General features: G+C 73.1%; 3 protein-coding genes. 1 reads left to right on the top strand and 2 read right to left on the bottom strand.

Annotated elements, in window-relative coordinates:
• Positions 1-51: 51 nt before the first annotated feature.
• Together ACIGAN_RS03710 and ACIGAN_RS03705 are read right to left on the bottom strand one after the other, a co-directional pair.
• Positions 52-1,056: a Gfo/Idh/MocA family protein gene (locus tag ACIGAN_RS03710; protein WP_399854666.1), complete on the bottom strand. Its 1,005-nt coding sequence runs from the start codon at positions 1,054-1,056 to the stop codon at positions 52-54.
• Positions 1,053-2,429: an NDP-hexose 2,3-dehydratase family protein gene (locus ACIGAN_RS03705; RefSeq protein ID WP_399854665.1), complete on the bottom strand. Its 1,377-nt coding sequence runs from the start codon at positions 2,427-2,429 to the stop codon at positions 1,053-1,055. Before ACIGAN_RS03705 ends, ACIGAN_RS03710 begins: the two co-directional genes overlap by 4 nt.
• 445 nt (positions 2,430-2,874) lie before the next feature.
• Between ACIGAN_RS03705 and ACIGAN_RS03700 the strand changes: the two genes are divergently transcribed.
• Positions 2,875-15,333 carry a type I polyketide synthase gene (locus ACIGAN_RS03700; RefSeq protein WP_399854664.1) on the top strand — a complete coding sequence of 4,153 codons (12,459 nt, stop codon included), beginning with the start codon at positions 2,875-2,877 and terminating at the stop codon, positions 15,331-15,333.
• Position 15,334: the final 1 nt, after the last annotated feature.

Here is a 15,334-nt window from a genome sequence, read left to right as displayed (position 1 = left end):
GATCAGGTTTGGGTTTATCCCCATGGATTTTCGGCCTGCTTGGCCGCGCGTTCAATCGACCGAAAAGCGTCGCGCCGTGGCGCGCACGGCATCCACCAGCTCCATCGCCGCGATCGCCTCCGCACGGACCCCGCTCTCCGCGACCCGGGCCCCGCCCTCGCGCACCTGCCGGGCGAACGCTTCCAGCAGCGACTGCAGTTGGTCCGCCGCGGGCAGCAGCAGGTGCTCCTGGCGGTCCTGCTCCTCCACCACCACCAGCGGCTGATGAGCGGGCGGCGGGGTGAACGCCCGTGTCACGGTGACCCGGGCCCGGTCACCCCACACGGTGTACGTCGACGCGTAGGCGTGCTCGAACCCGAAGGCCACCACGGCCAGTACACCGGACGGTGACACCAGCAGTGCCTGGCCGGACAGGTCGAGCCCGTCCTCGGCGCGCACCCGCAGGGTCGCCCCCGCCACCTCCAGGCCGGGCCCCAGCAGCAGCGAGGCCGCCCGCAGGGGGTACACCCCGACGTCGAGCAGCGCGCCGCCGCCCAGCCGGGCGTCGTGGCGGATGTCGTCCTCGGGGAGCGGAGGGATGCAGAACGCGGCGTGGAAGGAGGCCGGCCGGCCGAGCCGTCCCGACTCCATCAGGTCCCGGACGTAGGCGTGTTGCGGATGGTGCGGAAACATGAAGTTCTCCCGCAGCACCAGATCCCGCTCCGCGGCCAGCGCGCACAGCGCCCGCGCCTCGGCCGCGTCCACTCCGATCGGCTTCTCCACCAGAACGTGCTTGCCCGCCTCGAGCGCCTGCTCGGCGAAGCGGCGGTGCAGCCCGGTCGGCGTCGAAATGTACACCGCGTCGACGTCGGGCCTGTCCAGCAGGGCGTCGACGTCCGTCTCGGCCGCGCACCCGAAGTGCTCCGCGAACCGCCGGGTCTTGGCCTCCGAACGGCCGGCCACGGCCGTCAGCCGCAACCCGGGCGTGCGGACCACCGTGGGCAGCACCCGGCGCCACGCGATCGACGACGTCCCCAGCGCGCCCAGCCGGACCGTGCGCTCCCCGGCCCCCGTCACAGTGACCTCCAGGCGGCGATCAGCGTGCGGGCCTGGACGTTGAGGTGGTGGTCGTAGCGCAGCAGCTCGTCCACCTGGCGCAGCGACACCCAGCGGAACTCGTCGGACACCAACGGCAGATCGTCGTCGATCTCGATGACGACGTAGTGGTTCTGGGCGTGCAGGAAACGTCCGCCCTCCTCCGAGAGCTTCACGTCGTAGACGGCGCCGGCCCGGCGGGCGAGCACCTCGTCCAGGTAGGCCGGCTGGAGGCCGGCCGGCAGGTGCGCGTAGTTCTCCGGCGTGCACTGCAGGGTCGGGCCCAGTTCCACCACCGACACGAAGCCGGGTTCGGCGCGGGCCCGCAGCAACACGTGCGGAACGCCGCGCCACCGCCGCACGAACAGGGCGGTCAGACCCGTTCCGTGCGGCTTCAGCAGTGGCTGCGACCAGGCCCGCACCTCCCGGCGGGCCGAGGCGACGTCCACCGCCACGATGCTGAAGTGCTGGCCGCGCTCATGGGACACCTCGGTGTCGCCCATGTTCCAGCCGCCGGTCTTCGACAGTCCGATCGCGGTGACCCGGACCTCGTGCTCGGCCCGGCGGCGGGTGATCCAGCTGCGGATGTCGGCGTCCGAGTGCACCGCCTCCACCGCCCGCGCCTGCGCCTGCCAGTCCGGCATGCAGGACAGCACGGTGCGCGCGTCCATGTTCACGAGGTTCTCCTCGCGCAGGAGCGCGTTGACCTGACCCAGGGTCAGCCAGGCGAAGTCCTCGCCCGCCTCGACGTCCGGACCCACCGCGATGATCATGTTCCGGTTTCGTTTCCGCAGGAACCAGGAGCCCTGTTCCGACTGCAGCACGTCGGCCACCACCGACCCCAGCTCGGGACGGCGGAAGCGATCGAGATACGGAACCTCCGAACCCCCGTGCACCCGCATGTAGTTGCTCTTCGTCGCCTGGACGGTCGGCGACAGCTGCACCCCGTTCACGTTCCCGGGCTCGGACTTGGCCTGCATCAGCAGATGCGGTATCCCGTCGAAGTCACGCAGCGCGATGCCCAGGATGCCGATCTCCGGCTGGTTGATGATCGGCTGCTCCCAGGCCGGCACCGGACCGAAATCCGAGGACACCCGCAGCCCGTGCACCGAGAAGAAGCGCCCGCTGCGGTGCCGCAGGTCACCGGTGAGGTCGTCGAAGGACCAGCCGTCGAGTTCCGCGAACGGAATCCGCTCCACCCGCTGCGCCTGCGCCCGGCGACGGTCCTCCAGCCACGCCGCCAGATCGGCACGGGACAGCACGCCGCCGTCGACGGCCGCCGCGGACGCGGCCAGGCTCGCCGCGGTCGGCATCCGCACGGAGCGCGACGGCACCGGCGCGGTCGTTGGTGTCATGGATACGACCTTCTCTCATTCAAGGAGCCCGGCCATACGGACGGTTCACCGGCTGGAGCGCCGTTGGTCGCACGTCCGCACAGAAAGAAGGGCACCCGCGTCGAAAGGAGCGGCAGTCGAATGCCGCCGCCTCCAGCGTGCCCGCCGCAATTCGAGCATTCGCCTAGTCATTCCGTCTTGCGACCCGCTCCCCGGACTCGCTATGGGACGGCACCGGCCGACGGCCGAGACGGGCGGTGGCGGGATGCGCGCGGCCGTGACAGCCGGACTCCCGCGCCCGTCCCGGGACCGGCCGGCGGCCCGGCCGGGGCCGGGTTCCGCACAGCACCCCGCACGCCTAGGAATTCCCCTAGAGCGTTTTGCGCCGCCGCCGAACACTCCCCGAGCGCGTGCGAACGTGAGGGCTGCTCCCGTCCTCACGCCCTCGGTATCTGGAGTGCCATCGATGAACGAGCCGGTGCCCACCGACCTCCGGAACGTCGTGCCGGGCCACGAACCCGTGGCCGTCGTCGGTCTCGCGTGCCGGCTTCCCGGAGCCGACGGCCCGGCCGCCTACTGGGACCTCCTCACCGCGGGCCGCAGCGCCGTCGTCGACACCCCGGACGACCGCCGCGAGGGCACACCGGACGACGGCTGGCCCACTCCGAACGGCGGCACCGCCCCCCACCGCGGCGGATACCTCACCGCGCCCGCCGACTTCGACGCCGCGTTCTTCGGCATCTCGCCCCGCGAGGCCGACGCCATGGACCCGCAGGCCCGGCTCGCCCTCGAACTGGGCTGGGAGGCACTGGAGCACGCCGGTATCCCCGCCGCGTCCGTACCCCGCGCCACCGCCGTCCACATCGGCGCGGACGTCTGCGACTACGCCGACGTCGTACGGCGGTCGGGCACCGAACCCGGACACCACACCCTCACCGGACTCAACCGCGCCCTCATCGCCAACCGGCTGTCCTACGCACTCGGCGTCAACGGCCCCAGCATGACGGTGGACAGCGCCCAGTCCTCCTCCCTGGTCGCCGTCCAGCTCGCCTGCGACAGCCTCCGCCTCGGCGACTGCGAACTCGCCCTGGCCGGCGGCGTGCACCTCAACCTCAGCCCGGAAAGCTCCCTGGCCGCCGCCCAGTTCGGGGCACTCAGCCCGGACGGCGCGTGCCACACCTTCGACGCCCGGGCCAACGGCTACGTACGCGGTGAGGGCGGCGGCGTCGTCGTCCTCAAACTCCTCGACCGGGCCCTCGCCGACGGCGACCACGTGTACGCCGTCATCCGCGGCGGCGCACTCAACAACGACGGAACCGGCACCAGCCTCACCACCCCCGACGCCGCCGCCCAGCAGACGGTCCTGCGCACCGCCTACGAACGCGCCGGCGTCGACCCCGCCGACGTCGGCTACGTGGAACTCCACGGCACAGGCACCCGCGTCGGCGACCCCGTGGAGGCACACGCCCTCGGACAGGTCCTCGGCAACGCCACCGGCCGCCGGAGCCCCCTCGCCGTCGGATCGGTGAAGACCAACATCGGTCACCTGGAGGGCGCGGCCGGCATCGCCGGGCTCATCAAGACCGTGCTGTGCCTCTCCCACGGCCACCTCGTGCCCAGCCTCAACCACGAGCGGCCGAACCCGGCCATCGACCTCGACCGGCTCGGCCTGCGCGTCCAGCGGGAACTCGCCCCCTGGACCCCCGACACCCCCGGGGCCCCGCTGCGGGCCGGCGTCTCCTCCTTCGGCATGGGCGGAACCAACGCCCACCTCGTCCTCGAAGCCGCCCCCACCCCCACACCCGAGGCACCTCGCCCTCCTCGCGGCGCCCCCGCCACCGTCCCCTGGCTGGTGTCCGCCCACACCCCCGAGGCCCTGCGCGCCCAGGCCGAACGCCTCGACGGCCACGTCCGCGCCCACCGGCCCGACCCGGTCGACACCGCCTACTCCCTGCTCACCACCCGCACCCACCTGGAACACCGGGCCGTCGCCGTCGGCACCGACACCACGAGCCTGCTGGACGCACTCGCCACGGCCGTACCCGCCGGACCGGTCGACGGCGACATCGACCGGCCGGTGTTCGTCTTCCCGGGCCAGGGCAGCCAGTGGCACGGCATGGCCGCCGAACTCCTCACCACCGCACCCGTCTTCGCCGACCGCCTCGCCGCGTGCGGACGCGCCCTCGCCCCGCACGTCGACTGGGACCTCGAAGCCGTACTGCGCGGTGACCCCACCGCCCCGCCCCTGGACCGCTCCGACGTCGTCCAGCCCGTCCTGTGGGCCGTGATGGTGTCCCTGGCCGCCCTGTGGCAGGCACACGGTCTGCGGCCCGCCGCCGTCGTCGGACACTCCCAGGGCGAGATCGCCGCCGCCTGCGTGGCCGGCGCCCTGAGTCTCGAGGACGCGGCACTGGTCGTCGCCCTCCGCAGCAAGATCCTCGTCCCCCTCGAAGGCCGCAGCGGCATGGTGTCGCTCGCCCTGTCCCCGGACGCCGCCCGCGACTTCACCGCCCGCTGGGGCGACCGCGTCACCGTCGCCGCCCTCAACGGCCCCTCCTCCACCGTCGTCTCCGCCGACGCCGACACCGTCGCCGACCTCCTCGCCACCGCCGACCGGGAGAACGTACGGGCCCGCCGCGTCGGAATCGACTACGCCTCCCACTCGGCGCACGTCGAACCCGTCCGCGACGACATGCTGCGCCTGCTCGCCCCCATCACCCCGCGCCCGCCCCAGGTGCCCTTCCTGTCCACCGTCACCGGCGACTGGCTGCAAGGCCCGGCCACCGACGCCGCCTACTGGTACGACAACCTGCGCCGACCGGTCCTGCTCGAACCCGCCGTCCGCGCCCTGACCGCCGCCGGACACGGAGCCTTCGTCGAGGTCAGCCCGCACCCCGTCCTCACCGGCCCGGTCCAGCACACCGTGGAGGCGACCGCGGGCCGGAACCACGCGGTCGTCACCGGCACCCTGCGGCGCGACGACGGCGGCCCCATGCGCTTCCAGACCTCCCTGGGCGCCCTGTGGGCCCGGGGCGCCGACGTCGACTGGACACCGGTCTTCTCCGGCCTCGCACCCCGCCGGACCGAACTCCCCACCTACGCCTTCCAGCGGCGCCGCCACTGGATCTCCGGTGCGGACACCCCGGCCGCCCCCGACACCGACACCGCCGCCCCGGCCCGCCACTCCACCGCCCCGGCACGGCGTGCGGCCACGTCGGACGCCACGCACCACGCCCCCGCCGGCCCCTCCGGCGCCGACCCCCTGCGCCTCGTCCAGGAGAGCACCGCCGTCGTACTGGGCCACCCGGACCCCGCGGCCGTCGACCCCCGACGCTCCTTCAAGGACCTCGGCATCGACTCCGTCACCGCCGTGGAACTTCGGGACCGGCTCAACGCCCTCACCGGAGGCGACCTCCCCGCGACCGCGGTCTACGAGTACCCGACCCCCGCCCGCCTCGCCGACCGCCTGCGCGCCCCCGGCGACGACCCCGCGACCACGCCACTCACCCTCGCCGGCCCCACCGGCGCCGACGACCCCATCGCGATCGTCTCCATGGGCTGCCACCTCCCCGGCGGCGTACGCAGCCCCGAGGACCTGTGGCGCCTCGTCACCGACGAGGCGGACGCCCTCACCGCCTTCCCCACCGACCGCGGCTGGGACCTCACCACCCTCTTCCACCCCGACCCGGACCGCACCGGCACCACCTACGTCCGCGAAGGCGGATTCCTGCACGACGCCGCCGAGTTCGACGCCGGCTTCTTCGGTATCTCGCCGCGTGAGGCGACGGCGATGGACCCCCAGCAGCGGCTGCTGCTGGAGACCACCTGGGAGACCCTGGAACGCGCCGGCATCGACCCCCGCACCCTGCACGCCACCCCCACCGGCGTGTTCGTCGGCGCCACCGCCCCCGAGTACGGGCCCCGACTCCACGAAGCCACCGAAGCCGTCGAGGGACACGTCCTCACCGGCACCACCGCCAGCGTGGCCTCGGGCCGGATCGCCTACGCGCTGGGGCTTGAGGGTCCGGCGGTCACTGTCGACACCGCTTGCTCGTCCTCGCTGGTCGCCCTGCACCTGGCCGTGCGCGCCCTGCGCAACGGCGACTGCTCCCTCGCCATCGCCGCCGGCGCCACCGTGATGTCCGGCCCCGGCATGTTCGTCGAGTTCAGCCGCCAGCGCGGCCTGGCCCCCGACGGCCGCTGCAAGCCGTTCGCCGCCGGAGCCGACGGCACCAACTGGGCCGAGGGCGTGGGCGTACTGCTCCTGGAGCGGTTGTCGGACGCGCGGGCGCGGGGGCATCAGGTGCTGGCCGTGGTGCGGGGTTCTGCCATCAATCAGGACGGTGCGTCGAACGGGCTGACGGCTCCGAACGGTCTTGCACAGGAGCGGGTGATCCGTGCTGCGCTGGCGGACGCGGGGGTGTCGGCGGCGGACGTGGACGTGGTCGAGGCGCACGGCACGGGCACCAAGCTGGGTGACCCGATCGAGGCGCAGGCCATCCTCGCCACGTATGGCCGAGACCGGGACGCCGACCGTCCGCTCTGGCTGGGCTCGGTGAAGTCCAACATCGGTCACACCCAGGCCGCCGCCGGGATAGCCGGGGTCATCAAGATGGTCGAGGCGATGCGCGCGGGCGTCGCCCCCAAGTCCCTGCACGCCGAGGAGGCGACTCCGTACGTCGACTGGTCGTCGGGTTCGGTGGAGTTGCTGGGGCGGGCTCGGGAGTGGGAGGCGCCGGATGGGCGTCCTCGGCGGGCGGGGGTGTCGTCGTTCGGGATCAGTGGGACGAACGCGCACGTGATCCTGGAGGAGGTTGAGGCGGCGGACGTGGTGGAGGCCGCGGAGCCGTCTGTGGGCGGGGGCGAGGTCGTCGTTCCGTTGCTGGTGTCGGCTCGTTCCGAGGAGTCGCTGGCTGGGCAGATCGAGCGGTTGAACGCTTTCGTGGGGTCGGCTTCGGTGCGTCCGGTGGATGTGGCGTGGTCGTTGGTGACGTCGCGGTCGGTGTTCGAGCATCGGGCGGTGCTGGTGGCGGGTGAGCCGGTGGCGTCGGGTGTGGTGTCGGCGTCGGCTGGTTCGCCGGTGTTCGTGTTCCCGGGTCAGGGGGCGCAGTGGGTGGGGATGGCGGTCGAGCTTCTCGACTCCTCGCCGGTGTTCGCGGCGCGGTTCGCGGAGTGCGCTGAGGCGCTGTCGCCTTTTGTCGGCTGGTCGTTGGTTGATGTGGTGCGTGGTGAGGGGGATGCTCCGGGGCTGGACCGGGTGGATGTGGTGCAGCCGGTGTTGTGGGCGGTGATGGTGTCGCTGGCTGCGGTGTGGGAGTCGTTCGGGGTGCGGCCGGCTGCTGTGGTGGGTCACTCGCAGGGTGAGATCGCTGCGGCGGTGGTGTCGGGTGCGTTGAGTGTGGCGGATGGTGCGCGGGTGGTGGCGTTGCGGTCGCAGGCGATCGTGGCGATCGCGGGCCGTGGCGGCATGGTGTCGGTGGGGCTGTCCCATGAGGGTACTGTCGAATTGATCGGCCGGTGGGAGGGTCGGATTTCGGTTGCGGCGGTCAACGGGCCCACCTCCACGGTGGTGTCGGGTGACGCCGACGCGCTGGACGAACTGGTCGTGCATGCCGAGGAGTCGGGTGTGCGGGTGCGTCGTGTCGAGGTGGACTACGCCTCGCATTCGGCGCATGTCGAGGCCATCGAGGGCGAGTTGGCCGAGGTGCTGGCTCCGGTGGTGGCGGGAGAGCCGTCGGTGCCGTTCCTGTCGACGGTGACGGGGGAGTGGATCACCGGCGGTGAGACGGATGCCGGGTACTGGTATCGCAACCTGCGGCAGACGGTGTTGCTGCAGCCCGCGATCGCCGCGCTGGTCGCCGAGGGGCATGGCGCGTTTCTGGAGATGAGTCCGCATCCGGTGCTGACCGTGCCGGTGGCGGAGACCGTGGAGGCGGCCGGTGCGGACGCCGTGGTGGTCGGTTCCCTGCGGCGGGGCGAGGGCGGCCTGGACCGTCTGTACGTGTCCTTGGGTGAGGCGTGGGCGCGTGGTGTCGCGGTGGATTGGACGGCTGCCTTCGAGGGGCTGTCGCCGCGCCGTGTCGACCTGCCCACCTACGCCTTCCAGCGCCGCCGTTACTGGCTGGAGGCGCCGAAGGCCGGGCAGAAGGCCGCCGATCCGGTCGAGGAGCAGTTCTGGCGGACGGTGGAGGAAGGCGATCTGTCGGAGCTGGCGGAAACCCTCGGTGTCTCCGACCAGGACGGGCTGCACGCCGTCGTCCCGGCACTGGCCGCCTGGCGCAAGGCGCGCCAGAAACGAGCCACGGTGGACGGCTGGCGTCACCGTGTCGAGTGGCGAGCCCTTCCGGCTGCGGCCGCTCCGGTCGCCGTCGAAGGCACCTGGCTGCTCGTCGTCCCCACAGCCGCCGAGGGCGGCGGTGCGGCCACCGCGGTGCGGGCCGCACTCGAGGACCGAGGCGTCCGCACCCTGACCCTCGCCGTCGCGTCCGGGGACATGAACCGGGCGGACCTTCAGGCGCTGCTCGGCCGGACCGGCGGTGCCGAGGCGGTCACCGGTGTCCTTTCCCTGCTGTCCCTCGACACACGGCCGCACCCGGAGCACCCTGCCGTTCCGCTGGGACTGGCCGGCACCCTCGCCCTCGTCCAGGCCCTCGGCGACGCGGGGATCGAGGCGCCGCTGTGGTGCGTGACCCAGGGGGCCGTGGGAACGGGCCCGCACGACGCGCCGACGTCCCCCGTCCAGGCCGGTGTCTGGGGCCTGGGCCGGGCAGCCGCTCTGGAGCACCCCAGGCGGTGGGGCGGTCTCGTCGACGTCCCCGCGACTTGCGCTCCCGGCACCCTCGCCCTGCTGCCCGACGTCATCGCCGCGGGCGCCGAGGAGGACCAGATCGCCCTGCGAGACGGCAAGGCGTACGGCCGCCGGCTCGTCCACGCTCCCACGGGCGGCAGGACGGCCCCGCGTGCCTGGACGCCGCGCGGCACCGTCCTCGTCACTGGAGGCACCGGCGCGCTGGGAGCCCACGTCACCCGCTGGCTGGCGGACAACGGCGCCGACCACGTCGTCCTCACCGGACGGACGGGCGACGGCCCGCACGTCGAGGAACTCCGCACCGAACTGCGGTCGCGCGGCACCCGGCTCACGGTCGCCGCCTGCGACACGGCCGACCGTGAGGCGGTGGCGGGCCTGGTCGCTCGCCTCGCCGCGGACGGCACCCCCGTACGCTCCGTCGTGCACGCGGCGGGCGTGAGCGTGCTCGGGCCGATCACGGAGACCGGCGTGGACGACCTCGCGGCCACCCTCTCCGGAAAGGTGCTGGGCGCGGAACACCTCGACGCGGTCCTCGACACCGAGCGACTGGACGCCGTGGTCTACTTCTCGTCCATCTCCGGCACCTGGGGCGTCGCCGACCACGCCGCGTACGGCGCCGCCAACGCCATCCTCGACGCCCGTGCCCAGCGCCGCCGAGCCGACGGGGCCCCCGTCCTCTCCGTCGCCTGGGGACCCTGGGCGGGCGGCGGCATGATCGCCGAGTCGGTGCAGGACGACCTCCGGCGCAGGGGCGTCCCCGTGATCGAGCCCGGCTCCGCGATCGCCGGACTCCAGCAGGCCCTGGACCACGACGACACCTGTGTCGCCGTCGCCGACGTGAACTGGAGGCGGTTCGCCGAGGTCTTCACCTCTGTGCGCGGCAGCGCACTCCTGCGGGAGCTGCCCGACGCCGTGGCGCCCCCCTTGGACGAAGGCGGCGAGGGGACCGACGCCCATGGGTCCACCGGCGCGCTGGGCGACATCGCGGCGCTGGAGCCCGCCCGCCGGCCGGCCGCGCTGCGCGCGCTGGTCAGCGCCCACGTGGCCGCCGTACTCGGACACACCCCCGCCGAAGCCGGCGCACTCGGCGACGAGACGGCCTTCAAGGACATGGGCTTCGACTCCCTGACCGCCGTCTCCCTGCGCGACCGGCTCAACCGCGCCACCGGACTGACCCTGCCCACCACGGTCGTCTTCGACCACCCCAGCATCACGGCCCTGGCCGCCTACGTCGACGAGCGCGCGTTCGGCCGAACGGAGCGGGAGCCGCAGCGGGCGACGGCTGCCGACGCCGGTGGCACGGACGAGGTCCGGGGGGACGACCCCATCGCGATCGTGTCCATGGGGTGCCGTTTCCCCGGCGGCGTACGCAGCCCCGAGGACCTGTGGCGACTGGTCGCCGACGAGGTGGACGCCATCACGCCGCTGCCGGCCGACCGCGGCTGGGACCTGGACGCCCTGTACGACGCCGACCCCGACCACCTGGGCACCAGCTACGTCCGGGAGAGCGGATTCCTCGACGGGGCGGCCGAGTTCGACGCAGGTTTCTTCGGTATCTCGCCGCGTGAGGCGACGGCGATGGACCCGCAGCAGCGGCTGCTGCTGGAGACCACCTGGGAGACCCTGGAACGCGCCGGCATCGATCCCAAGACGCTGCGCGGCAGTTCGACGGGTGTCTACATCGGCCTCACCGACCAGGAGTACGCCACCCGGCTGCGCGCCGCGTCCGGCGACAACGAGGGCTACCTCGCCACCGGAGCCGCGGCCAGCGTGGCCTCGGGCCGGATCGCCTACGCGCTGGGGCTTGAGGGTCCGGCGGTGACCGTCGACACCGCCTGTTCGTCCTCGCTGGTCGCCCTGCACCTGGCCGTGCGGGCCCTGCGCAACGGCGACTGCTCCCTCGCCATCGCCGGGGCCGCCACGGTGATGGCGGGCCCGGGCGCGTTCGTCGCCTTCAGCCGGCAGCGGGCGCTCGCCCCCGACGGCCGCTGCAAGCCGTTCGCCGCCGACGCGGACGGGTTCGCCCTCTCCGAGGGAGTGGGCGTGTTGCTGCTGGAGCGGCTGTCGGACGCGCGGGCGCGGGGGCATCAGGTGCTGGCTGTGGTGCGGGGTTCGGCCATCAACCAGGACGGTGCGTCGAACGGGCTGACGGCTCCGAACGGTCCTGCGCAAGAACGGGTGATCCGTGCTGCGCTGGCCGACGCCGGGGTGTCGGCGGCGGACGTGGACGTGGTCGAAGCGCACGGCACGGGCACCAAGTTGGGCGACCCGATCGAGGCGCAGGCCATCCTCGCCACGTATGGCCGAGACCGGGACGCCGACCGTCCGCTCTGGCTGGGCTCGGTGAAGTCCAACATCGGCCACACCCAGGCCGCTTCCGGCATGGCCGGCGTCATCAAGATGGTCGAGGCGATGAGGGTCCGAGCACTGCCCAAGTCGCTCAGGGCCGAACGGCCCAGCACGATCGTGGACTGGTCGTCGGGTTCGGTGGAGTTGCTGGGGCGGGCTCGGGAGTGGGAGGCGCCGGATGGGCGTCCTCGGCGGGCGGGGGTGTCGTCGTTCGGGATCAGTGGGACGAACGCGCACGTGATCCTGGAGGAGGTTGAGGCGGCGGACGTGGTGGAGGCCGCGGAGCCGTCTGTGGGCGGGGGCGAGGTCGTCGTTCCGTTGCTGGTGTCGGCTCGTTCCGAGGAGTCGCTGGCTGGGCAGATCGAGCGGTTGAACGCTTTCGTGGGGTCGGCTTCGGTGCGTCCGGTGGATGTGGCGTGGTCGTTGGTGACGTCGCGGTCGGTGTTCGAGCATCGGGCGGTGCTGGTGGCGGGTGAGCCGGTGGCGTCGGGTGTGGTGTCGGCGTCGGCTGGTTCGCCGGTGTTCGTGTTCCCGGGTCAGGGGGCGCAGTGGGTGGGGATGGCGGTCGAACTGCTCGATTCGTCGCCGGTGTTCGCAGCGCGGTTCGCGGAGTGCGCTGAGGCGCTGTCGCCTTTTGTCGACTGGTCGTTGGTCGATGTGGTGCGTGGTGAGGGGGGTGTGCCGGGGCTGGACCGGGTGGATGTGGTGCAGCCGGTGTTGTGGGCGGTGATGGTGTCGCTGGCTGCGGTGTGGGAGTCGTTCGGGGTGCGGCCGGCTGCTGTGGTGGGTCACTCGCAGGGTGAGATCGCTGCGGCGGTGGTGTCGGGCGCGCTGAGTGTCGAGGATGGTGCGCGGGTGGTGGCGTTGCGGTCGCAGGCGATCGCGGCGATCGCGGGCCGTGGCGGCATGGTGTCGGTCGGGCTGTCCCATGAGGGCACTTTGGGGTTGATCGCCGGGTGGGAGGGTCGGATCTCGGTTGCTGCGGTCAACGGGCCCACCTCCACGGTCGTCTCCGGTGATGCGGACGCGCTGGATGAGTTCGTCATGCGTGCGGAGCATGAGGGCATTCGGGTGCGTCGTATCGAGGTGGACTACGCCTCGCACTCGGCGCATGTCGAGGCCATCGAGGCTGAGTTGGCCGAGGTGCTGGCTCCGGTGGTGGCGGGGGAGCCGTCGGTGCCGTTCTTGTCGACGGTGACGGGGGAGTGGATCACCGGCGGTGAGACGGACGGGGGGTACTGGTATCGCAACCTGCGCCAGACGGTGCGGTTGGAGCCGGCCGTCCGTCAGCTCGCCCAGTCCGGGCACGGTGCGTTCCTGGAGATGAGTCCGCACCCGGTGCTGACCGTCCCAGTGGCGGAGACGGTGGAGGCGGCGGGCGCCGATGCCGTGGTCGTGGGGTCGCTGCGGCGGGGCGAGGGCGGCCTGGACCGTCTGTACGTGTCGTTGGGTGAGGCGTGGGCGCGTGGTGTCGCGGTGGATTGGACGGTCGCCTTCGAGGGGTTGTTCCCGCGCCGTGTGGACCTGCCCACCTACGCCTTCCAGCGCCGCCGTTACTGGCTGGAGGCGCCGAAGGCCGAGCAGCGGAACTCCTCCGATCCGATGCAGGAGCGGTTCTGGCGCACGGTGGAGGAAGGCGACCTGGAGGAGCTGGCCACCACGCTCGGGGTGTCCGACCGGGACGGGCTGCGAGCCGTCGTCCCGGCGCTGGCCGCCTGGCGCAAGGCGGGCAAGGAGCGGGCGACGGTGGACAGCTGGCGGTACCGGGTGGTCTGGCGACCTCACGAGCTGCCCGCCACCGCGCCCCTGCGCGGCACCTGGCTCCTCGCCGTCCCCGAGACGTGGACCGACGGCGAGCTGATGCCGCGGACACGGGACGTGCTGGAAGAGGCGGGCGCTGACGTCGTGTGCCTCACCGTGCCCGAGAACGCGGATCGGGCGGTGGTCGCCGACCGGCTGGCCGCCGTCACCTCCCCTGCGGAACCGCCCGCGGGAGTGCTGTCACTCCTCGCGCTGGACGACACCCCCGACAAGCGGAGCAACGGCGTCTCACGGGGCCTTCTGGCCTCCATGGCCCTGAGCCAGGCACTCGCGGACACCAAACTCGTCACCGCCCTGTGGACGGTGACGCGGGGAGCGGTCGCCGTGGACGCGGCTTTGGAGGCGCCGAACGCCGGCCAGGCCGCCGTATGGGGCCTGCTGAGGGTGGCCGCGCTCGACGATCCGGAGCGGTCCGGTGGCCTCGTCGACCTCCCCGCCGGAGACGGGGCGCACGCGCTGCTGTCCCGCCTGCCCGCCCTGCTGGCCGAGCCCGGCGCAGGCGACGGCGCAACAGGGGGCAGGGAGACGGAGTTCGCCGTCCGCGCCGGTGGTGTCCGCGTCCGGCGCATGATCCGCTCGCCCCGGCGCCCGGAGCCGACGGCCGCCGGTTCCGTCTGGAAGCCCCGCGGAACCGTCCTCATCACCGGAGGCACCGGTGCGCTCGGCGCCCACGTGGCCCGTGACCTCGCCCGCGACGGCGTCGGCCACCTGCTGCTCACCAGCAGGCGCGGCCCCGACGCTCCCGGCGCGGCCGAACTGGAGCGGGAACTGACCGCCCTCGGCTGCCGGGTCACCATCGCCGCCTGCGACGTCGCCGACCGCACCGCGCTCGCCGCGCTCCTGGCCGGCGTACCGGACGACCTGCCGCTCACGGCGGTCGTCCACACCGCCGGGGCCGTCGACCTGGCCAGGCCCCTCACCGAGATCGACGCGGACGAGGCCGTCGACCTCATGCACGCCAAGGTCGTCGGCGCCCAGAACCTGCACGACCTGCTGGGCGACCGGCCGCTGGACGCCTTCGTACTGTTCTCCTCCGGCGCCGGGGTCTGGGGCAACGGCGGACAGGCACCGTACGCCGCCGCCAACGCCCACCTCGACGCATTCGCCCAGCGACGCCGGGCCGCGGGGCTGCCCGCCACCTCGATCGCCTGGGGCGCCTGGGCGGGCGGCGGCATGGTCGACGCCGAGGTCGCCGAGCAGCTCCTGCGCCGTGGCGTGCCCGCCATGGAGCCGAGGCCCGCCGTGCGCGCGCTGCGCGAGGCGGTCGCGGACGGTGAAACGACCCTGGTCGTCGCCGATATCCGGTGGGACCGCTTCGTACCGGCGTACTGCGCGCACGGTCACCGGCCGCTCATCGACGAGGTGCCCGAGGTCCGGGACCTGCTGGCGGAACGCCGCGAGGCGGAGGCCGCCCCGGATGCCGGCACCGCCGCGGCCCACGGACTGCGCGGGGAACTCGCCGCTCTGCCGCCCGCCAAGCGGCACCGACGCCTGGTCGACCTGGTCCGGACCCACGTCTCCACGGTTCTGGGCTCCGGCGACGGTGTCAGGGCGGGCAAGGCGTTCCGTGACATGGGCTTCGACTCGTTGACGGCGGTCGAACTGCGCAACCGACTCGGCGCGGCGCTCGGTACCCGCCTGCCCGCGACGATCGTGTTCGACCACCCGACGCCGAAGGCGCTGGCCGACCACCTCGAAGCCGAACTCTTCCCGGACACCACTCCCGGCGACGCCCTCGACCCCCGGCTGCGGGAGATCGAAGCGGCCTACCGGGCCGCGGCCGACCCGGCCGACAGGCAGGCACTCACCAACGCGTTGCGCGGCCTGCTGGACAGCTGGACGGCACCCACCGACGAGCCGGCGCAGACGGCCGTCGACGAGGAACTGGTCGGCGCCTCCGACCAGGACATGTTCGACCTGATCGACAGGGAACTCGGGATCTCCTGAG

Source organism: Streptomyces sp. NPDC085931 (assembly GCF_044540565.1).
Lineage (GTDB): Bacteria > Actinomycetota > Actinomycetes > Streptomycetales > Streptomycetaceae > Streptomyces.
This window is presented reverse-complemented; position numbering and strand designations above follow the sequence as displayed.

What these genes read in the sequence shown, in the direction of transcription:
- ACIGAN_RS03700 (WP_399854664.1), top strand. Translation starts at nt 2,875, where the DNA reads ATGAACGAGCCGGTGCCCACCGACCTCCGGAACGTCGTGCCGGGCCAC.
- ACIGAN_RS03705 (WP_399854665.1), bottom strand. Translation starts at nt 2,429, where the DNA reads ATGACACCAACGACCGCGCCGGTGCCGTCGCGCTCCGTGCGGATGCCG.